The organism is Vibrio tubiashii ATCC 19109 (assembly GCF_000772105.1).
GTDB classification, from domain to species: domain Bacteria; phylum Pseudomonadota; class Gammaproteobacteria; order Enterobacterales; family Vibrionaceae; genus Vibrio; species Vibrio tubiashii.
In genome coordinates this window covers 1,431,115-1,452,442 of the sequence record NZ_CP009355.1, presented here as the reverse complement: position 1 = coordinate 1,452,442, position 21,328 = coordinate 1,431,115, and the positions used below count along the sequence as shown (strand labels likewise).

21 protein-coding genes are annotated in these 21,328 nt (G+C 43.8%); 12 read left to right on the top strand and 9 right to left on the bottom strand.

The features are described 5' to 3' along the window. Positions 1 to 18: 18 nt before the first annotated feature. The 6 genes from IX91_RS21700 (at position 19) to IX91_RS21675 (ending at position 6,370) form a co-directional block, all read left to right on the top strand. Positions 19 to 483, top strand: a complete 465-nt coding sequence (locus IX91_RS21700) for a TlpA family protein disulfide reductase (RefSeq protein ID WP_004745774.1) — start codon at positions 19 to 21, stop codon at positions 481 to 483. Further along, positions 480 to 956, top strand: a complete 477-nt coding sequence (locus tag IX91_RS21695) for a DUF4266 domain-containing protein (protein WP_004745775.1) — start codon at positions 480 to 482, stop codon at positions 954 to 956. The genes IX91_RS21700 and IX91_RS21695 overlap by 4 nt, the downstream gene beginning before the upstream one ends. A 16-nt stretch (positions 957 to 972) precedes the next feature. After that, positions 973 to 2,196: a DUF3570 domain-containing protein gene (locus tag IX91_RS21690; RefSeq protein ID WP_004745776.1), complete on the top strand. Its 1,224-nt coding sequence runs from the start codon at positions 973 to 975 to the stop codon at positions 2,194 to 2,196. Next, positions 2,186 to 3,070 carry an FAD:protein FMN transferase gene (locus IX91_RS21685; protein ID WP_004745777.1) on the top strand — a complete coding sequence of 295 codons (885 nt, stop codon included), beginning with the start codon at positions 2,186 to 2,188 and terminating at the stop codon, positions 3,068 to 3,070. The genes IX91_RS21690 and IX91_RS21685 overlap by 11 nt, the downstream gene beginning before the upstream one ends. Next, positions 3,067 to 4,800 (top strand): protein-disulfide reductase DsbD, encoded by a 1,734-nt coding sequence (dsbD, locus tag IX91_RS21680; RefSeq protein ID WP_004745778.1) that lies wholly within the window; start codon positions 3,067 to 3,069, stop codon positions 4,798 to 4,800. The genes IX91_RS21685 and dsbD overlap by 4 nt, the downstream gene beginning before the upstream one ends. Before the next feature lie 133 nt (positions 4,801 to 4,933). Then, positions 4,934 to 6,370, top strand: a complete 1,437-nt coding sequence (locus IX91_RS21675) for a coniferyl aldehyde dehydrogenase (RefSeq protein WP_004745779.1) — start codon at positions 4,934 to 4,936, stop codon at positions 6,368 to 6,370. Here IX91_RS21675 and IX91_RS21670 read toward each other — a convergent pair. Next, positions 6,367 to 7,266 carry a LysR family transcriptional regulator gene (locus tag IX91_RS21670; RefSeq protein WP_004745780.1) on the bottom strand — a complete coding sequence of 300 codons (900 nt, stop codon included), beginning with the start codon at positions 7,264 to 7,266 and terminating at the stop codon, positions 6,367 to 6,369. The two genes, IX91_RS21675 and IX91_RS21670, sit on opposite strands and share 4 nt — an antisense overlap. Positions 7,267 to 7,419: 153 nt before the next feature. On the opposite strand from IX91_RS21670, the gene IX91_RS21665 reads away from it, so the two are divergent. From IX91_RS21665 to IX91_RS26715, 3 genes are all read left to right on the top strand, one after another. After that, positions 7,420 to 8,139, top strand: coding sequence for an SDR family oxidoreductase (locus IX91_RS21665; RefSeq protein WP_004745781.1), 720 nt, complete (start codon positions 7,420 to 7,422; stop codon positions 8,137 to 8,139). Between the two features lie 500 nt (positions 8,140 to 8,639). Next, positions 8,640 to 9,452 carry a PilZ domain-containing protein gene (locus tag IX91_RS21660; protein ID WP_004745782.1) on the top strand — a complete coding sequence of 271 codons (813 nt, stop codon included), beginning with the start codon at positions 8,640 to 8,642 and terminating at the stop codon, positions 9,450 to 9,452. Between the two features lie 82 nt (positions 9,453 to 9,534). Beyond that, positions 9,535 to 9,708, top strand: coding sequence for a hypothetical protein (locus IX91_RS26715; RefSeq protein ID WP_004745783.1), 174 nt, complete (start codon positions 9,535 to 9,537; stop codon positions 9,706 to 9,708). Between the two features lie 58 nt (positions 9,709 to 9,766). Here the strand turns inward: IX91_RS26715 and nagB are convergent, their stop codons facing one another. Continuing rightward, the gene (nagB, locus tag IX91_RS21655; RefSeq protein WP_004745784.1) at positions 9,767 to 10,567 is read right to left on the bottom strand and encodes a glucosamine-6-phosphate deaminase; all 801 of its coding nucleotides are present in this window, start codon (positions 10,565 to 10,567) and stop codon (positions 9,767 to 9,769) included. A 381-nt stretch (positions 10,568 to 10,948) separates the two neighbouring features. Between nagB and IX91_RS21650 the strand changes: the two genes are divergently transcribed. Further along, complete coding sequence (locus IX91_RS21650) at positions 10,949 to 12,091, top strand: tetratricopeptide repeat protein (protein ID WP_004745785.1); 1,143 nt, start codon at positions 10,949 to 10,951, stop codon at positions 12,089 to 12,091. 51 nt (positions 12,092 to 12,142) lie between these two features. Here IX91_RS21650 and sstT read toward each other — a convergent pair whose 3' ends face one another. The 6 genes from sstT to IX91_RS21620 all read right to left on the bottom strand — a co-directional run bounded on the left by sstT (position 12,143) and on the right by IX91_RS21620 (position 16,997). Then, on the bottom strand, positions 12,143 to 13,363 hold the full coding sequence (gene sstT, locus IX91_RS21645) for a serine/threonine transporter SstT (protein WP_004745786.1): 1,221 nt from the start codon (positions 13,361 to 13,363) through the stop codon (positions 12,143 to 12,145). Positions 13,364 to 13,586: 223 nt separating this feature from the next. Then, on the bottom strand, positions 13,587 to 14,651 hold the full coding sequence (rsgA, locus tag IX91_RS21640; protein WP_038197797.1) for a ribosome small subunit-dependent GTPase A: 1,065 nt from the start codon (positions 14,649 to 14,651) through the stop codon (positions 13,587 to 13,589). 241 nt (positions 14,652 to 14,892) lie between these two features. Next, the gene (locus tag IX91_RS21635; RefSeq protein ID WP_004745788.1) at positions 14,893 to 15,339 is read right to left on the bottom strand and encodes a copper chaperone PCu(A)C; all 447 of its coding nucleotides are present in this window, start codon (positions 15,337 to 15,339) and stop codon (positions 14,893 to 14,895) included. Between the two features lie 5 nt (positions 15,340 to 15,344). Continuing rightward, positions 15,345 to 15,938, bottom strand: a complete 594-nt coding sequence (locus tag IX91_RS21630) for an SCO family protein (protein ID WP_004745789.1) — start codon at positions 15,936 to 15,938, stop codon at positions 15,345 to 15,347. After that, the gene (locus IX91_RS21625) at positions 15,935 to 16,363 is read right to left on the bottom strand and encodes a hypothetical protein (protein WP_004745790.1); all 429 of its coding nucleotides are present in this window, start codon (positions 16,361 to 16,363) and stop codon (positions 15,935 to 15,937) included. Before IX91_RS21625 ends, IX91_RS21630 begins: the two co-directional genes overlap by 4 nt. A 100-nt stretch (positions 16,364 to 16,463) precedes the next feature. Then, entirely contained in the window at positions 16,464 to 16,997 is a 534-nt protein-coding gene (locus IX91_RS21620; RefSeq protein ID WP_004745791.1) for a GNAT family N-acetyltransferase, read from the bottom strand. Between the two features lie 225 nt (positions 16,998 to 17,222). Between IX91_RS21620 and IX91_RS21615 the strand changes: the two genes are divergently transcribed. Continuing rightward, complete coding sequence (locus IX91_RS21615; RefSeq protein ID WP_004745792.1) at positions 17,223 to 18,494, top strand: HD-GYP domain-containing protein; 1,272 nt, start codon at positions 17,223 to 17,225, stop codon at positions 18,492 to 18,494. A 76-nt stretch (positions 18,495 to 18,570) separates the two neighbouring features. On the opposite strand, the gene IX91_RS21610 is transcribed toward IX91_RS21615, so the two are convergent. After that, the gene (locus IX91_RS21610) at positions 18,571 to 19,209 is read right to left on the bottom strand and encodes a DUF2057 family protein (protein WP_004745793.1); all 639 of its coding nucleotides are present in this window, start codon (positions 19,207 to 19,209) and stop codon (positions 18,571 to 18,573) included. 428 nt (positions 19,210 to 19,637) lie between these two features. Between IX91_RS21610 and IX91_RS21605 the strand changes: the two genes are divergently transcribed. Next, a complete protein-coding gene (locus IX91_RS21605) occupies positions 19,638 to 21,035 on the top strand; it encodes a tryptophanase (protein ID WP_004745794.1) in 1,398 nt (465 codons plus the stop codon). The last annotated feature ends 293 nt before the right edge of the window (positions 21,036 to 21,328 follow it).

Here is a 21,328-nt window from a genome sequence, read left to right as displayed (position 1 = left end):
ATAAGTTATGGAGAAAAGATGATTAATCGAATAATCGTATTGCTGGTTCTCATTTGGACGATACCGGCTATGGCCTTCCAAGAAGGTGACGTACTTACTGATTCAGCCGCTCAGCGTTTAAATCTGGATGCTGAGCAACTCACTATCGTCGACTTTTTTGCTGAGTGGTGTGTGTCATGTCGTCATGAGTTACCCGAAGTGAATGAGTTATATGGAGAATTAGAAGGTACCGGAGTTACTGTCGTCGGCGTTGACGTTGATGAAGAAGTCGAAGTTGGCTTGGCTTTTCAGAAAGCTCTTGGACTCGACTTTCCCGTCGTGAATGACCCAGAACAGTCTCTAATTGGTGAATTTAAGCCGATTGGTATGCCAGCACTTTATTACATCTACCAAGGACAAGTGCTCAAAGTTCGTTTTGGAGCAATTAACAACATTAGCCAAGTCATTACTGACGATCTCGCTGAAATGGGAGTTCAGTTATGACGCGTAATACCTTCAAGTTAGCGGTTATTTTAGCCGCTCTGCAGCCAATGGTTACGGTCGCCGCTCCTAAAGTTGACCTGAGTAATCTAGGCAAGAAAGCACCGCAAGTACAGCAGGTCGATACTCAGTCGGAATTGATTGAGGAAGAAGTAATTTCAACGCGTGTATACACCAGTGGGCAATCTGACATTGGTATGCGTCGAAATGTAGAACTTGTGAGGCCGACAACGGCTCAACTTCAGCTGAAAAAGCCGAAGGTTGTTAAAGAGAACAAATCTGCATTTGAGTTCGTTGATAAGGCGCTTGGTATTAAGCCGGTTAAGTCATGGGAAAAAGGCACGTTGGCTAAAAAAGAGATGAAGCCGGGTGGTCCTGTACCTGAGTTTGATCTGTTTTCAGAGAAAGTATTCGCCTACAAGCAAGGTTCGGTAGGTGGTAGTGGCGTCGGTGGTGGCGGTTGTGGTTGTAACTAATTAAAATTAAAACAAAATGAAAAAATTACCTTTAACGCTGCTTGGTGCAGCAGCAGTGGCCAATCCAGCCTTGGCAGAAGATCATATTTCACAGCATTACCTAAATTACGAAGAGTACGACGGTCGTGTTAAAGCGGGCGATCACGTTATCTCATTTGAAAAAAGCATCGGCCTTGATTGGACCTTAAATGCTGAAATCGGTTACGACAGTGTTTCTGGTGCATCTCCTTCATGGGGCCCAACGACGCCCATCAGTGGCCCAAGTGACGCCGAAAATCGTGCAAAAGCGACTGAAGCCGCTCAGGGTAAGACGGATGAAGTAATCCGTAGAGGTTATGATCCCCATGCGAGCGGTTACGAAATTCAGAAATACGAACTGGAAGATACGCGTCAGTCTATCTCAGCTAGCGTCACTTACCGAGATGAACGCCGTAATGAATGGACCATAGGCCAAAATTTTTCTCGCGAAGAAGATTATGAAAGCCTTGGGGTTAACGGAAAAGCGCTGATTTTTGCCGATTCCTTGAAAAACCGCTCTTATAGCGTTGGCGCATCCATGCTATTTGATAAGACGCTTGCGTTTCAGAAGTTTGCAAACAACACCAATGCCCAAGATTGGGAAAGTATCTTTACAGGAAGTCTAGAGGCGGGCCTATCACAAGTATTTAGCCCAAACTATTACATGGTCTTCACTGGCTACGCGGGGTATCGACAGGGCTACTTAAGCAACCACTATCTAACAGTGTTACGTGAGATCGATATCAACAATGACGGTCAAATTGGCTCTGACGAGGTGTTTTTAGGCCAAGATTCTCGTCCTGATAAGCGCTTATCAGGCGGTGTGAATATTCAAGCCTTCTGGTCGATAACGGATTCATTGACCATCCGACCTCGTTATAAATGGTTCCAAGATGATTGGGGTGTTAAGTCTCATCAAATTGGTAGTAAGCTGTCTTGGAAAGTCACTAATTGGTTTACGCTCGCGCCTGGTTATTTCTGGTATACACAAGATGGGGCGGATTTCTTCCGTGACCCGAAAAGTGCGGATAAAACCTTTGCAGCTACTGGATACGCTACATCAGATTTACGTTTAGGCGACTTCACCGCCAATGCATATGAACTTGGCGGTAGCTTTAAGATTTATAAGGGTCTAAGTGTTAACCTGCTTGGCGCTTACTATGAGCAATCAAATGGTTTTAAAGCACGCTGGTGGGCGATAGGAGCAAGTTATGCCTTCTAGCGCCCCATTTATCCATAAATTTCGGGCAATGACGGTTCCTTGTGAGGTTCAGCTTTTTGGTTCGCAAGACGCGAGCCAAATAGCCTTGATGATAGAACAAAATACTCGCCGTTTAGAGCAAAAATATAACTTCTATTCCGGCCGGTCTTGGCTTAGTCAATATGTGAACAGCCGTTCTGCTCATTCGTTAGAGCTAGATGAAGAGTCTCTAATTGTTTTCAATGCACTACGTAATATTGTTGATGGGACTCATGGTGTGTTTGACCCAACAGTTGGGACGGTAAAGTCGCTCCTTGCCAGCAATAGTGAGCTCAGCCGCGAAGAGATATATCAGCGTGCAAAGCCTGCCATGGGCACGGAGTCATGGACGTTAAATGGAAAGACGTTAGAGGTTGCGCATTCAGAAACACGATTTGATTTCGGGGGCGTAATTAAAGAGTTTGCTATCGATCAAGCGATCAACATTGCAGATAGTTTTGGTGTTTCGGCAGCTTTGATTAACTTTGGTGGAGATATTCGCACGCTAGGAACGAAACCAGGCTCGCTGCCGTTCAATGTGGCGGTACTGAATCCTGCTCAGCCATCAGAGCCATACTTTTCCTTACCCTTAGTGGATGCCGCTTTAACGACTTCTGCTCACTACGAGCGAAAAGTAGAGTTTTCTGACCAGACGACTTCTCACATTCTGACCCATCAAGGAACGCATTCAAAAATTCTATCGGTAACGGTAGTTGCACCAACTGCGTTAGAAGCGGGTGCTATTAGCACTGCCTTGACGATTGAGCCTCTATTACCTGTGCCGCAAGGGGCAGGGGTTATTTTTATTGATGATCAACTACAAATTCATCAGGACACGGAGTTTTTGACCCGATGAAACGGTTCCTACTAGCGTTTGTTTTACTGTTTTCTTTTTCCACTGCTGCTGACGATGATACGTTTTTACCTGTCGAACAGGCTTTCCCTTACCAGTGGTCTATAAGCGATTCTGGACTTCAGATACATTTTGCAGTTCATCCAGATTACTACTTATACAAATCACGCTTTAAATTCACCTCTAGTGACGGTGCCACTTTATTAGCGCCAGAGTTCTCTTGGAATGGTAAGTCCAAGAAAGATCAGTACTTTGGTGAGGTCACTGTATTCGATAAGCCAGTAACCATATCGTTGCCCTATCAAGGTGCGGGCGAAGTGAAAGTTAGATATCAGGGCTGCGCCAATAAAGGGCTTTGTTATCTACCTCAAACGTTCGAGGTGGTTCTTCCAAATCGGATTCAAGACAGTGCGACATCAGTTTGGCAACGTCTTTCCAATTTAGCTGATGATACTAAGGGGCTTTCGAGCTTTCTTGATAGTGCTTCGAGAATGCAAGCGCTGTTGGTCTTCTTTTTGTTAGGTTTAGGCCTGTCGCTTACCCCCTGCGTTTTACCTATGGTGCCAATTCTGTCTAGCATCATCGGTGGTGACTCTCAGATGACTGGGCGTAAAGGTTTGCTGCTTTCATCATCGTATGTGTTAGGGATGGCAACAAGCTATGCGCTTACCGGTATTTTGGTGACTACCGTTGCAAAAGGGATCAATTTACAAGCTGCAATGCAACAACCTTGGTTGCTGAGTCTATTTGCAGGGGTATTTGTTTTGCTCGCTCTTGCGATGTTTGGTTTCTTTGAACTGCAATTGCCGTCAGCGCTACAAAACAAGCTCAATACACGCTCCGATAAGTTGGGAGGAGGGCGAGTACTGAGTGTGTTTGGTATGGGAGCAATTTCTGCTTTGGTTGTTTCACCATGCGTAAGTGCTCCTTTGGCTGGGGCACTACTTTATGTCTCTACTACTCAGGATTGGGTATTTGGTGGTATTACCTTGTTCGTCATGGCTTTAGGTATGGGGATTCCGTTGATTCTTATTGGCGTCAGTGGTGGAAAATTGCTTCCAAAGAGTGGTCCGTGGATGATTGTCGTGAAGCAGTTGTTTGGTGTGCTACTGCTAGGGGTTGCCATTGTATTGCTGAGCCGTTTCATTCCTGCTTGGGTAACGATTCTCATGTGGTCTATGTTAGCTATTGGTTCAGGAATCCATTTTGGCGCCTTAGATGCAGCAGAAGCAGGATGGGCGAGGACTCGAAAACTTGCGGCGTTTCTTTCGTTATTTTATGGATTGGTTTTGTTTGTCGGTTATCTTCTCGGCAATGAAGACCCACTTAATCCTTTGGAACACGCGAATAATACGTCAAGCCAATCTGATCTTAAAACTGCGTTCAATAAAGTGAATACCATTGGGCAGCTTAATCTGGCGTTGGCGTCTGCCAAATCTAATCAACAGCCAGTGGTGGTTGATTTGTATGCCGATTGGTGTGTCTCGTGCAAAGTCATCGAAAAAGAGATCTTCAATGACTCTAATGTACGAGAGAAGTTAAAAAGCTGGTCATCGATAAAACTAGATGTTACTGACAGCACTCCGGAGCAAATGGCGTGGCTTGTTGAAAGGGATGTATTCGGTCCTCCCGCGATCTTTTTCTATTCTCCAGAAGGTGTCGAGCTTGAGAGTCATCGAATTGCAGGTGGTGTGGATTTAGAGAAGTTTCAGCAAAAGTTTCCCAACCTGTAATGAGTAAGAATAAAAAGCAGTGCTCGCGCTGCTTTTTAATTGGAGTTTCACTTCCACAATCGGATAAGGCGACTTTGTCTGCGAAAATGACTAAGCTTAACCAAGAATTGAAGAAAAACTTGTTGGCTATCGTATGGAAAAAGTGGTCGATCTTAATCGTTGGCAGAAGGAACACGTCAAAACAGAGCAAGACTTAAAGCACCTGTTTTCTGAAGTAAAAGCCAGCTATAGCAGTATGCCTTATCCGGAACTGGAGCAGCGCTTAGAGTTGCTTCGTACCCTCAAATATGAACTCTTAGAGCGCAAGCAAATGTTAGTCGATGCGCTGCACCAAGATTATGGATACCGAAGTGAGTTTGACAGTTTGATTTGTGATTTACTGCCTGCAATTGCCCATATTAACTACACCATCAAGCATCTTAAGAGGTGGCTCAAGCCCAGTAAAAGAAAGGCGGGTTTATTACTGTTCCCTTCCAAAGTCCGTGTTAATTATCAACCTTTAGGTGTTGTTGGGGTAATGGTGCCTTGGAACTTCCCTATCGTACTGAGTATTGCCCCTATTGTGACGGCGATTGCCGCGGGAAATCGGGTAATGGTGAAACTTAGTGAACATACGCCAAACACCAACCAGGTGCTGAGTGACCTATTTTCTGAAGTAGGGGAGCATGTGTATCCAGTTGAAGGAGAAGCAGAAATAGCACGGTACTTTAGCGCGCTACCTTTTGATCACCTGATTTTTACTGGATCAACAAAGATAGGAAGGCTCGTTGCTGCTGAAGCGGCTAAAAACCTGACGCCAGTGACTTTAGAGCTTGGAGGAAAATCTCCGGTTATTGTTGGTAGCGATGCGGATATTGGCAAGGCGGTAGATGCAATTTTACTCGGCAAATCCATAAATGCAGGACAAATTTGTGTCGCACCTGATTATGTTTTGGTTCCTCAGGGCAAAGAGCTGCAGTTCATTGAGCGATATTTAGAACGTTTCTATCGGCTCTATGTAAAAGAAGGGAGTTTAGAGTCTTCAACATCGATCGTTAGTGAAGCTCAATACCAAAGATTACAACACTATTTGCACGACGCAAAAAGTCTAGGTGGGACAATTCACACCATCGATTTTTTAGAGCTAGAGACTAGACAAATGGCTCCGCAGTTAGTGACAGGTGTTTCTGATAAGATGCTTCTTATGCAAGAAGAAATTTTTGGCCCAATATTGCCAATTATCGGTTATCGCCATCTCAACGAAGTCTTTGCCTTTATTAACGCTAGACCAAGGCCATTGGCTTTGTACTTGATGTCAAACGACAAAATTTTGCAGCACCAAGCCATTGAACAAACTCATAGTGGTGGTGTAGTGGTCAATGACACCCTGTTGCATGTGGCAGCAGAGGATGCGCCATTCGGCGGAATAGGTGAGTCAGGGATCGGACAATATCACGGAGAAGAAGGCTTTCGTACTTTCTCTAAAGCCAAGACGGTCCTCTATTCCCCCACTTGGTTGCCGCGGAGTTATCTGCTGCTAAAATATCGTAAGTTAGCTGTAGCGTTACTTGGACGCTTGCTTCTGCGCTAAATTGACAGCGCATCAAATCGCTGCTTTACGAAATCTATAAAAACCCTCAAGCGTTTGGGTTGGTATCTGTCTCGATGATAAATAGCAGAGAAATCTACACTAGGGATAGACCAATCATTGAACACTTCGACTAGTTCTCTTTTCTCTAGCTCCGCTCGACAGTAAATGGCAGGGACTCGAATAATGCCTTGGTGATTCAACGCGCCTTTTACCAAAACACGTCCATTTTTACATTGCAAATGCCCATGAATGGCGATCTCAGTCTTATCTCTGGTGGTTTTATGGTTGAATCCCCAACGTTTGACAGAGCCGGTTAGGCATTGATGCAGAGTAAGCTCTTTGGGGTGCGAAGGTTGACCATGAACATCTAGGTATTGTGGGCTTGCGAGCGTACTCATCTCTATAGTCATTAATTTTCGAGCAACAAAGCCAGAGTCATCCAAACGTCCCATACGAAAGGCGATGTCAAAATCTTCTTCCAGTAAGTCGACTCTATGGCTGCTAAAGTCAAGATTAACCTGTGTATTTGGGTACTGCATCATGAAGTCGCAAGTGATCTGTGCAATCAGTTCTTCCCCTAGATAGCCGCCAACACAATTAACCCGAATTTCACCTTGAACTTCCTCCACATCATCGACGGCGGCTAATATAGCTTGATCAATACCCGCTAGGGCCTTCTCACACTGCAAATAGAATCGTTTTCCTGCGTCAGTGAGTTTTAAGCTGCGGGTAGTGCGGATTAGCAATGTTACCTTCATTTGCTTCTCTAGGTTGCTTATTTGTCGTGAAACGTGCGAACGCGACACATCTAGCGCTTCGGCTGCCTTGGTAAAATTGCCAAGCTGAGCAATTAGAACAAATGAGCGTACATCTGCGAGGTTAACCTGATTCAACATATAAGAGTCCATCAATTGAGTAATCTTTATTGTTGCAATATGGCAACAGTGTTTCAACTGAAGTGATATATATCAACAAAGTCATTTTTCTTAATATACCTCCATCGCAGCGAAACAGGCTGTATCTCAATCAAAACCAGAGGAAATATTAAGATGAAAAAACTTATTGTAATCACAGGTGCTAGTTCAGGTATTGGTGAAGCGATTGCTCGTCGTTTAAGCAACGAAGGTCATCCTCTACTTCTGTTGGCTCGTCGTGTAGAGCGCCTAGAGGCATTAGAACTTCCGAACACAATGTGCGAGCAAGTCGATGTAACCGATAAAGCAACTTTTGAAGCGGCAATTGCTAAAGCGGAAGCTAAGTTTGGTCCAGTTGATGGCTTGGTGAACAATGCAGGCGTGATGTTACTTGGTCAAATCGATACGCAAGATGCTAGCGAATGGAAGCGTATGTTCGATGTAAATGTTATCGGTCTTTTGAACGGTATGCAGGCAGTGCTAGCGCCAATGATGTCGCGTAATAGCGGCACAATTATCAACATCAGCTCAATCGCAGGTAAGAAGACATTCCCTAATCACGCTGCATATTGTGGTACTAAATTTTCTGTTCACGCGATTTCTGAAAACGTTCGAGAAGAAGTGGCCGCGTCTAATGTTCGCGTTACGACCATTGCACCAGGGGCTGTGGAGACTGAACTGCTATCGCATACTACGTCTCAAGAGATCAAAGATGGTTACGATGACTGGAAAGTTGACATGGGCGGTGTATTGGCTGCCGATGATGTGGCGCGCGCTGTGGAGTTTGCTTATAACCAACCGCAAAACGTTTGTGTTCGCGAAATTGCTTTAGCGCCTACTAAGCAGCAACCATAATTCTTCATTGCTGGTTCAAACACCAAAAAAGCTCTAGCCTCTGCTAGAGCTTTTTTATTGGAAGATAAACTGACGATAACATCAGATAAGTCAGTTTTTTCTGATTAACTTACAATTATCTAAATAGCGGTGGTTTTGTTTTTGATTTGGTTGTGAAGGGTTGTTTGTCTTTATGTGATTGATTTGTGTCTGTCTGTTTCTTATTTGATGTTTTGCGAAGGGTGATGTTTGAAGTGATGACGAGGTTATCGCTCTGTAAGTCTATATTTTCCGTAGTGTATTAGACTTTAGTCGATGAGGAGTGGTAAATTTTAAGATCACTATATTTCATATTTGATTCCTTAGTTTTTGATTGAAGCTAATGTTTCAGATTTGATTTTTGTAGTAGGATGACCAGGCTAGAATTATAGTTGCATATATAACGGGTCAGACTAGTTTTCCAATTTACGTTTGAGCGACTATAAATAAATAAGTGATAAATTGCATAGGAGTCGCTGATTGTGGACGTAGCTGAAAAGAAAAACGAAAACTTAGAAGAGTTACAACTATCTGATAGTCCCCAACAACAGGCTAATTCTCCAGAAAATCAACCTCAAGATCGAATGGATAAAAGTGCAGAGCCATCTGGGTCGATTCATTATGGAGAAGATGCCTTTCTCAATGTGATGCCTTTATGTGAGGTGGCATGCATAGTGACAACACCAACTGGGAAAATTCTCAAATGTCGCACCAAGTACATAGGTCTTCATTCAAACAATATCCTACTGCTCGAAATGCCGACGGTATCTCCTAAAGAAAAGTCACAGTTTATGCAGCGAGGTTACCTATTAAAAGCCTGTGTAATCTCTTCAAAAGGAGAAGGGGCGCGAGTCTACTTCAAGAGCAAGATTGAGTACGTTTTGAGTGGTGGGGAAAATGATTTACTTCTCGTCACCTTACCGAAGGCTACTCAAGTGGTTGTTGGTCTGAGAGAAAGTGCGCGCTTAGAGATTAGTCTTGATGGAATACTTGCGCCTGCGGGCAGTAAGTATCTTTGTCAAATTAGAGACGTTTCCCAGCAAGGATGTCTTATTGTTGTAGATAGAGGTAAAACTAACTACAGAGTTGGCTCATTGGTGGAGCTAAAAATTCACAGTATAGATGAAGAGAGCCCTGCTGTTGATGAGGTACTCAAAGCCGTAGTCAAAAACGTGTCAAAAACTAGCCACTATGTAAAGTATGGCGTTAAGTTTGAAGATGAAAGCTTGGAGTATGTAAGTGCGCTTATTGAAGGATTAAATTTCTGCTCCATGCAACAGAAGTTCACTTTGTAGCAGTTCTCTAATCGTCATATGAATTCTCAATTCTTGAGTATACTTAATAAGAAGACATCATCTTATTGAGAGGAATGCGCATATGGAATTACGTAACGAACGTGGTGAAGTGACTCAAGTCGCGGACAATCTCACCATCAAAGAAGTGCTAGAGATGGGTTACTCGATAGACCTTTGTGATGAAGCGTTTGACCCGAATGAACATTGGGTTGCGAGTGCAGGACAGAAAGGGCGAGGAGAGATCCCTGAAAGCTAGTATTGACCGAATAAAAAAATCCGAGCATTGCTCGGATTTTTCAATTTGGGCAAAGGAATTAGAAACCTTTGATGTTCTCTGCTTCAAGTTCAGTAAAGTATTTTACAGTCTTCACTTTCAATTCTTGAGTTGCAGGCTCGTCACATACGATTACTGACTTAGGGTGTAGCTGAAGTGCAGATACCGTCCATAGGTGGTTTACGCTACCTTCTACTGCCGCTTCAAGAGCTAGTGCTTTGTTGTGACCTGTTACTAAGATCATGATCTCTTCAGCATCAAGAAGCGTACCTACACCAATGGTTAGCGCGTATTTTGGTACTTGGTTGATATCGCCATCAAAGAAACGAGAGTTAGCGATACGAGTATCTTCCGTTAGCGTTTTAATACGAGTGCGTGAAGATAGAGAAGATGCTGGCTCGTTAAATGCGATGTGACCGTCGTTACCTACGCCACCCATAAATAGGTTGATCTTGCCGTAAGACTTAATTTTGTCTTCGTAACGCTGACATTCTTCTTCGTTGTTTTGTGCATTACCGTCAAGAAGATTGATGTTTTCTTCTTGAATATCAATGTGGTTGAAGAAGTTATTGTACATGAATGAACGGTATGACTCAGGGTGATCCGCAGGGATGCCAATGTACTCATCCATGTTAAATGTTACTACGTGCTTAAAGCTAACTTCACCAGCTTTATGCAGTTCGATAAGCGCTTTGTAAGTCGCCAAAGGTGTACCACCAGTTGGTAGACCTAGAACAAAAGGACGCTCTGCAGTAGGTTTGAAATCGTTGATACGTTTAACAATGTGCGCCGCTGCCCACTTACCTACTTGTGCTGCTTGATTTAACGGGATAAGTCTCATTTTTTGCCCCTAGTATTGGAATTTATGATGCTCTGAAACATTAATTCGCATTATAAAATAAGCTCATCGTCACCGCTATTGTTTTTGGTCAATTTTTCTCGATTTCTTGTGAAAGTCTCTTGCCTGAGTTCAGTGTATTCGATTGCGTTGACTAAAATAGTAGTAGCGAAGGTGTCGAATGGAAGAAAATTTTTGTCGCTAAAATAAGATATAGGCGTGATAGAAGTAGAGTTATGATTGACGTTGTGAAGCAGATACCACCCTTATGTCGATTACATAACGGTGATTAGTGTTCTGAGTTAAGATAGTGCGCTCAACCATTTGGTTTTTGTGCCGATACTATTATTAGTAGATCGCCTAAAGGAAGTAAAAGAACAACAAATGAATATCATGGGGATCGCCATTGGGGCGACAGGTTTGCTGCTTCTCTGCATGTTTTTGTGGATGCTAGCCCTATCCTTGCGTAAAAAACGTCTCGAACAGGAGCGTAAAGAACGCGAGCTCGCTTATCGTAAAGCGATGGAAAAGAACCGTAAGCAAGAGCATGATGAAAGAATCATGAAAGCCGAAGGTGGTCATGTACCAACAATTTTGTATCTAGCTAAAGAGTCTGAGCGCACAAGGCCTCAAGAAGCGGTTTATTGGTATACAAAGGCGGCAAAACTCGACAATGTCACTGGCATGTACGGCGTTGTTCGGATTAGCAACAAGATGAAGCAAGACCTTGTGCTTAAGGAACAAGCAAAGTTTTGGCAGGTGTGCATCTCAGCTTCAGAGGGCAGCTTACCTCATCAGTTTGAAATGGCTCAGGCACTGTTTACTGGTCGAGGTACCGAAGTGAATTTGCCGAAAGGGTTATCTGTCATGGAGTCTGCTGCTGCACAAGATCATATCAATGCTTTAGTTTTCCTCGGCGATTGGTATATCGCGGCGAATAACCCAGACAAAAGTCCGAGTAAGTCAACAGACTATTACCGCAAAGCAGCAGAGTTGCGCAGTAATGAAGGGCGCATGAAGCTAGGGCTTAACTATATCCAAGGGCGTGGCGTGGTGAGTAATTTTGAGCGCGGCATCTACTGGCTTGAGCGAGCCGCAGAAAAAGGCCACCTTGACGCGATGTATAAAGCGGGTGAAGCATGGATGGATCAAAAACCCAATGGCAATGCTTTGGCGTATATTTGGCTATTCTTAGCTGGCCAATTGGGCCATGAACCGGCAAGAAATCTCAGAGATAAGGTGGCTTTGAATATCGGGGTAGACACGGTTGTTGGTTTACAAAGCTTAGCGAAACCTATGGTTAAAAGGATTAGCGACAATAAAGTCGGTAAACATTCGATCATTAAAGCTCTGAATAAACTTTATAAGCGCTCTATACCAACAGATGAACATATTGATGCTTTGGGAACAGTGGCTTCAGATAACACATTGCAAGTAGAAGCAGGTTCCCCTTCGGATGAAGAAGTTAAAGTCAGTGAGCCATCAAGCAAAGTAGACTATTCTCAGTCGCCAATGGATAAGCAATAAAAAAATGGCCTCGTTACTCACGAGGCCATTTTATTGGATATCATCTAGCAATTACTTATGAGCTTGTTTTTGCTTCGCTTTACATACTGCGGCAGTAAACACTACGTCAGTTGAACTGTTAAGTGCGGTTTCTGCTGAATCTTGCACAACACCAATGATGAAGCCAACAGCAACAACCTGCATCGCGATTTCATTTGGAATGCCAAACAGTCCACAAGCAAGTGGGATCAAGAGTAGAGAGCCACCCGCAACACCAGATGCACCACACGCCGAAACCGCAGCAACAATACTAAGCAGCAAAGCGGTGAGTAGGTCAACCTCAATGCCCATAGTATGGACAGCGGCAAGTGTTAGCGTCGTGATCGTAATTGCAGCACCTGCCATGTTAATGGTTGCACCTAACGGAATGGATACTGAGTAAGTATCTTCGTCCAGTTTTAGCTTTTCACACAGTGCCATATTCACCGGGATGTTTGCTGCACTTGAACGGGTAAAGAATGCTGTTACGCCACTTTCACGAATACACTGCAAAACCAGTGGATACGGATTCTCACCTGTTTTAACGAACACAATGATTGGGTTAACAACCAATGCGATGATCGCCATTGAGCTTAAAAGAACCACTAGCAATTGAGCGTAACCAGCTAGTGCTTCGAAACCCGTCGTTGCCAGTGTTGAAGCAACAAGGCCAAAGATACCAAATGGTGCTAGGCGGATTATGAAGCGTACGATCTGAGAAACGCCGTGGCTTAAGTCTTCAAACACTGCCTTTGTTGTACCTGAGGCGTGGTGTAGTGCTAAACCTAGACCAATAGCCCAAGCCAGAATGCCAATGTAGTTCGCACTCATTAGTGCGTTGACTGGGTTGTCGACAAGTTTAAACAGTAGTGTGTTAAGTACTTCCGCAATACCTTGCGGAGGCGTTGCTCCTTCAGCACCAGAAACAAGCGTCAACGTGGTTGGGAATAAGAAGCTAAGTACCACTGCGGTTAAAGCGGCAGTAAAGGTACCGAAAAGGTAAAGAACCACAATAGGACGCATGTAGGTATGCTGGTTTTTCTTTTGGTTAGCAATCGACGCTGCTACCAAAATGAAAACAAGAATAGGCGCTACTGCTTTTAGTGCTCCGACAAAAAGACTTCCAAGTAAACCGACGCTTTTTGCGTGCTCTGGAGAGACGGTCGCTAAACCCACACCAAGAATGATGCCGGCTAGGATCTGCAAAACCAGATTGCCACGTGCAAAGCGTGCAATAAGAGAGTTGTGTTGCATAGTTATCCCTGCAATGAATAGTTTTATAAATTTATAGTAATTTCAGTTATTGCAAACTGAGACAGACATACTAGCGACTTGAAACATTGTGTCTAGAATTAATTGAAAATTAGCATTAAAAATTAACTACAATCGGTTTTTGTGAATTTTATGTTTTAATATTGTGCTTATGGGGTAACAAAAAAGGGGCGAGCGCCCCTTTTACTAAGTCGTGAGAATGACCCTAATAGTCGTTGTTGTGTTTCTGTTTACGGCTCGCACTTTGAACTTTTTTATAAAACTTGGTCTGCTTTTTAAACGAGGCACGTTTTTCAGCAATGGTTGCACTGTTGCGACGTTGCTCTCGCAGTAGTTTCATATAGTTCGTTAATCGCCTCTCTTCCAATTTACCTGACTCGATGGCCTCTCTCACGCGACAGTTAGGTTCGTCCTGATGTTGGCAATCCGAAAATCGGCATTGTGCAGCTAGTGACTCCACGTCAGAGAAGGTTTCAGCTACGCCATCTGCACAGTCAATCAATTGCAATTCACGCATTCCTGGGGTGTCGATTAAAACGGCCCCTGTCGGCATAAAGTGCATAGAGCGACTCGTTGTTGTGTGGCGACCTTTACTGTCATCTTCTCTAATACCGCCTGTGAGCTGGACTTGGTCTTGCAGCAAGGTGTTCACCAATGTCGATTTGCCAACACCTGATGAGCCCATGAAGGCGACGGTTTTCCCGCTTTGACACCAAGGCAGTAGCTTTTCACAGTGTGTTTTATCAAGCGCATTGACAGTTTCGATCATCAACAATGGGTCTAGCTGCTGTACTTGCCTTTTCTTGTCTTCTACATCGCTGGCTAAGTCTGCTTTAGTTAGGACAATGACAGGCTCAACATCAGCTTCATGGGCAATCGCGAGGTAACGCTCAATTCGACTGAGATTAAAATCCTCATTCAGTGAGCAAACAATAAACAAGGTTGTGACATTAGCAGCAATGAGCTGCTCATTGACTTTGCTACCTGCTGCTTTGCGATGGAACAAGGATTGTCTGTCCAAAAGCTTCACAAAGTGTTGATTGCTGTCGATCAAAATCCAGTCACCCACCGTCATAGAGGGTAGCGATTTATGGATCTCTAATGGCAACTCACCAGATTCGCTCAATAGCTTATACCCACTGCGGTGGTGCTCAGTGATACGAGCGGCAGTGAACTCTTGCTCTAAATCTTCTAGTGTTAGTTGCTGTTGAAATAGGTTGTTCCAACCAAGTGTCGCTAAAGACATTGGCGTATTTGCTTTGGTATTCATAGTTGCCCCAAGCATACAGATATCTGTATCTATATAAATTTGCTAGGGTCTTTAGACCCCGGTTTAGATAGCACCGGGCAAAGGAAGGGTAGAAGTGGGTTATTAAAGTGACTTCACCAATTTTGCCGGGTGGGTTTTAAGTACAATCATCGTATCCTCCTATGGATTTATTTGTGTTTACGCCAGCTATCATAGCAAAAGAGGTGAACATTTGCCCACCTCTAATAGCTTAAACTAATGTTTAGTGATGATGTTTCATACCACTCATTACTTTCTTAATCGGAGCAGTGATGGTTTGCTGGTCACCGTTGGCAAAGGTGAGCTGAACATCAATGTTGTCGCCTTCAGCAAAAGGTTTCGTCAGGTTGAAAAGCATAATATGTAAGCTGCCAGGTTTTAGTATCGCAGTCCCATTTGCGGGGATGGTAATTTGCTCAACTTGGCGCATTTTCATCACATCGCCCTCTTTGATCACATCGTGCAGTTCAACTTTACCTGCCGCATCTGTGGTAGCGGAGACGATATAACGGTCTTTATCACTATGATTCATAAACTCACCAAACACGGCACTGGTCGCTGCATTGGGTGGCGTAGCACGTGCGTAGGTGTGATGAGCCATGATATCTGAATCTGCATAAGCAAAAGGGCTTAATGCTAAAGAGGCTAAGAGAAGGGCTTTAAGTTTCATCCTGACTATCCTTTTGATGTAATCGTTTTAAAGGCTTCAACCAGCGGTGCTGGAGTGAGCGTGTGTGGCACTTTTGTGATTAATGTGCCATCTGGTTTGAGGAAATAGAAATAGGAGCTGTGATCCAGCGTATATTTCAATTCAGAGTTTTCTAACTCGGTTTTACGGAAAATCACACCATACTGATGAGCAAGTGGGGTAGTGACCTCTAAAGGCGCTGAAAGCCCCTCAATCATTGGGTGAAAGTATTGAGCGTATTTGTATGAGTCAGCAGCGGCATCTCGTTCAGGATCCAGCGAGATAAACACTGGGCGGAAGTGTTCTTTCGTTTTTTGATCAATTTGGTTCAGCGCGCCTGCCAGCATGGCCAAAGACGTTGGGCATACATCTGGACAACGAGTAAACCCAAAGTAAACGACTCTAACTCGTGTATCTTGAGGGTCGAAAAGTGGCACCGCTTTGTTGTCTTCACCAAACAGCGTAATGCTAGATGTATCTTGTGCGACAGGAATTTCGCTACTTTGATGATCGAGATAGCTTTTCAGTCCAAAGCCAAGAACAAAGGCGGCGACTAGGATTAATGACCAGTTCTTACTCATCGTTCCATCCTTATCGATGTATTGATTGATTGTTTGCCGTCAGTGATGGTGCCATACCAAGTCATCGCGTCTTCTGTGCACACAGGTAACACGACTTCACCAGTAAAGGTTCCCGAGTCAGATTTGTCGATCTTAAACACAACAGTGCCCATCTCCATTTCATACCCTTTTAAAGTCATCATCAGACTATCGCTGTCGGCGTTTTCCCAGTTGACCGTCACTTGGGTAGGGACGAGTGGGTGAGTGATGTCTTTATTCGCCTGAACAGAGATAGAGTCTTGCTGACACTGGCTAGTCGTAAGCAGGCAGTAGTCGTCTAGAGATACCTGTTGATTTGTCGATTGATACCACTTAACAATATCACTGGCAAAGAAACCGGCACCTAACGCAACGGCAATAAGAAGAAACTTTGCATAGCTGGGCATAACATCTATCCCGAGAGTTTAAAAACGAGCGCAATCCTAGCATATAGCACTCTATATCTATGAGATAACGAGTAAAATTGTGCTCAGCGTCAACTCAACCCTAACGATTTCTGTGAATGCCATAGATAGCGTGGTCGAGAATCCGTTCACCGATTTTTTCTTGATTGGTGATCACACCTTCCAGCGCCATCCCTGACCTTTCAGCAACACTCCGACTTGCTCGGTTTTCTACCGCCGCTGAAAGTTGGACTTTTTCCATGTTTAACTCGTTAAAAGCAAAATCGATTAGATGTTTGACAACGCGAGTGACAATTCCATTGCCTTGGTGGTGCTTTGATAACCAATAGCCTATTTCTAGGCATTTAGTATCATCGCTGATATTGAAACAGCTACAGTTTCCAACGATCTCCCCGCGATACACAATGGCACAAGTAATGGTTTTTCCTTCTGCGTATTCATGCAGCACGCGTTGTACAAATAGACGAAAGTCTTGTTCACTCGTGCAATGGGGTGGCCAAGCAAGCCATTGGGATAAATAGTCAATTTGGTCAGTGACCAGTTCACTGTATTTGACTGCAAAGGATTCTTGAACCAGTGCGATGGAAATATCTTCATCCACTTTCTGTGTAAACATAGTCTATTCCTTGCATATGTTAATTAAACTAACCTAACAAACTACAAAGGTGATGGCTAGATTAATTAAATGAAAAAAGAGTTTGATTTCTAGCACGAAAAATACGCACTACGTTGCACGGTTCACAATTCTGTTAATAACCATTCATAATTTATGGTTTATAGATAGTACTTTCGTTTAACCTGCCTTGCATAAAAATTATTTATAAATGACTAAAGCGTTAGTATGGAAGTGGCCCAAGACGATGTTAGCGTAGATCTACGTCGCGTATTATTTGAAATTGCTTATGCCCTCGATGCGGTAGGTGTTGATGATATTTATCATGGACACCGAGTCGCGTATATCGCCTATCGCTGTGCTCAGCGGATGGGTTGGAATGAAGAACGATGTCAAACTGTCTTCTCATTGGGTTTGATTCATGATTGTGGAGTATCTGAGAGTGCTGAAGTAGGTGAACTGCTGGCTGCACTCGCGCCAAGGAATACTCGCAAACACTGTGTCAAAGGTTATGAGCTGCTTAAAGCTTGTCGACCTTTGTCAGAGCTTGCCATGCCTGTTTTACTCCATCATACCTGGTGGCAAGAGTTAAAAGGCATTCATGCTGTGAGTGATGATGTTAAGCAGTACGCGACCTTGCTGTTTTTAGCTGATCGTCTTGATTATCTACACGGCAATTATGCGTTAGATTCGTATGGCAATATCACTGAAGCAAGTAAGAAGAGTATTATCGGTGAGCTACAAGCAAACTCGGGTACTATGTTTGAACCGACTCAAGTCGGAGTGATGAGTGAGTTGGTTCAGTGCGATGACTTCTGGTTTTCGATGGAAGCGAGATATATAGAGAGCCTGTCTTATACTTTCACTCCGCTTTATCGAGATCCTATTGGCTTAGACGAGTCGATTGAAGTAGCGGAGTTGTTTGCTCAGATTGTCGATGCGAAAAGCTCATTTACCTATCAGCACTCATTGCATGTTGCTCAGCTCGCCGAGTTTTTTGCTCGTAAGCTTGGTTATTCTGAACGAGCGCGAAAAATGCTCTATCTATCAGGGTTGATCCACGATATTGGAAAGCTTAAAACACCGAGCGCAATACTGCATAAACCTGCACAGCTATCGAATGAGGAGTATGCGTGTATTCGTCGTCATGCTACAGATTCACGTCACGCAATACAGCGAATGTTTACCAATCAGCAGATAGTTGAATGGGCTTCAAATCATCATGAGCGACTTGATGGTTCAGGTTATCCGTTGGGGTTAGCCGCTCATCAATTAGATGAGCCAAGCCGATTAATTGCGGTGACGGATGTCTTTCAAGCGCTCACCCAATCCCGCCCTTATCGAGAAGGCCTACCTTTAGAGGAAGCGATTAAGATCATTGAAGAGATGGTTAATCGCAATCAGCTTGATCGCAAGGTATTTGATTGCTTGGTAGAGAATGCGCAGGAGTGTTACCGGATCTCTACAGGCCAAGAAAGTAAAAAGCCAGTACTTGTATAGTACTGGCTTGTTAGGGTTTGCGCGCCTTTTTACTGCAAAGTCAGCTCAAAAGGTCAGCGGGCCCTCACTCAGATCATTACTGGTTTACAAATGCTTTGAAGCGAGCTTGGGTTTCCGCATCTGCTTTGCTGTACCAGAAATGCAGCATTTCTTCTGCAGTGTTATCGCCAGCTTTCACAGGCTTACCGTTAACCTGTGCTGGTAAAGTAACTGGCACAACCGCCGCTGTTGAAACTGCTGCGACACCACCACGACGATTATACTCAGCCAATTCGATTTTGTGGTTACGACCGATTTGCATCCCGTCTTTAACCAACTTGTCTTGCTTCATCTCGATCGCTTGACCGTTTTCATCTTTTAAAGACCATTCTAAGTTACGAATCTTCTTTGAACCTTCGTGCTCATTGCGATACTTCGGTAAGTCAAACTCCAGTTCTTGGTCAGCCACATTGAATGTGCCGATGATCGGATCACTTTCGAGGATGATACGATCTTTACCTTGGTCGAAATACGGTTGGTAAGTGAACAGGATTTGGCTTTCTCCATTCGGTAGCGTAAGCGTTTTGGATGAAAAGAAGCTGCCTGATAGCTCAGGCTTTGCATCGTTCACCACTAAGACGTCGATAGTGTCTGGAATCGAGATAGTAACGTCAGCAGCGGCTAGACCACTGGTACCTAAAGCGATTGCAGCAAGTAATGTTGTTTTTATTTTCATTTTTGGTTCCTAATAAACAGGCACTTAAACTGCAAAGAGAGTGCCTAGCTCGCCGCATGATTTCAAGATGCGAATGTAAGAAGTTTGAAAAATTCATCAAATCTTAATTAGTGCTCACGTTAATGTGGCACGCCAGTTTATAAATTTGAGCTATCTTTCACGGTAATCTGGATAATAACTAGACTATATTAACTAGGTGTTCAATGAATCAGGAGGATAACGCTATGGCATATACCGATATGTTAGACAGCAGACTAGTGTTGTCGCCATGGTATAACGTTGATTACACCCTTTCCCTGCTCAACAAAGAAACGACTCTTCGTTAATGACCTTAAGGTGCTTTCAGCGCCTAAAAAATCTTAATCAAAATCAATATTACCCGCGATTAATTGCAGCGGGGGACTAGATCTATTTAAAGGACATTAATGATGAAACGTATTCCAGAACCTTTCCGTATCAAAATGGTTGAGCCGATCAAAATGACGACGTATGACGATCGAGTTGACGCGTTAAATGAAGCGGGATTAAACCCTTTCTTACTCAGAAGTGACGATGTGTACATTGATTTGCTGACCGATTCAGGTACCGGAGCGATGAGTGATAATCAGTGGGCTGGCTTAATGATGGGGGATGAGTCTTATGCAGGTAGCCGAAACTACTACAACCTATGCGCAGCGGTAGAACATTTCTTTGGTTATAAACTCACCGTGCCTGCGCACCAAGGACGTGGTGCTGAACAAATTCTATTTCCTGCACTCATTGAGCGAATGAAAGCCGTTCGCGGGGGAACAGAGCCAGTTTTCATTTCGAACTATCACTTTGACACTACGGCTGGTCACATTGAGCTCAACGGCGGGAAGGCTATCAACGTGGTGGATAAACACGCTTTTGATACGACAACACCTTACGATTGGAAGGGCAACTTTGATTTAGACAAATTGCAATCAACGATTGAGGCGCACGGCTCAGAAAACATCTGCGCCATTATCACCACCGTGACGTGTAATAGTTCTGGTGGTCAGCCAGTTTCAATGGAAAACATGCGTGCCGTGTATGAGATTGCAACCAAAAACGATATTCCGGTTGTGATTGATTCTGCGCGTTACTGCGAAAATGCCTATTTCATCAAACAGCGCGAAGCGGGCTATCAAGATAAATCTATCTTAGAAATTATTCGCGAGATGTACCAATATGGTGACATGCTCACTATGTCAGCGAAGAAAGACCCTATGGTCAACATCGGCGGTCTCTGTTGTATCCGCGATCATGAAGAACTTTTTCAAGCGGTTCAGACACGCTGCGTACCTATGGAGGGTTTTGTGACCTATGGAGGTATGGCGGGGCGCGATATGGAAGCGCTTGCTCGTGGTTTGTACGAAGGCGCGGATGAAGACTACTTACACTACCGAATCAGCCAGGTGGAGTATCTCGGTGAGCGCCTAAGAGAAGGTGGAATTCCAATTCAATACCCAACAGGTGGACACGCAGTGTTTGTTGATGCGGCTAAAATACTTCCCCATATCCCAGCTGATGAGTTCCCTGCGCAGGTTCTGTGTAATGCTTTGTATCTAGAGGCGGGTATTCGCGCGGTCGAAATAGGTTCACTGCTTCTTGGTAGAGACCCTGAAACTGGCGAACAAAAAGCATCAGAGCTAGAGTTGATGCGTCTGACCATTCCAAGACGTGTCTATACCAATGATCACATGGACTATATTGCCGATGCGATCATCGCTTTGAAAGAGCGTGCGCACGAGCTAAAAGGGCTGACATTTGATTACGAGCCGCCTGTACTTCGTCATTTCACGGCGCGTTTTAAGTCCAAATAATCTGCTTTTTCTGATTTAACAAATGTTATCCAAACTGCCATAGCTTCACTAAGCTGTGGTAGTTTTCTATGTTGGCTATCAATGACTTTATAGCATTGATGTCTGTAAATTGTTGATTGATATATTATTTATGCTAACGCGAATTGAATTTATAAATTTTGGCTCGATATCCACTTTGGAATGTAACAACTTAGCAACAACAAAATGATTTCTTATCGTCACTCGAAAATAGCCTTTATTTTTTTCTCCTAAAAAAAAGTCTCTTAAATACTTGGTTGTGATGTTCTTTAATT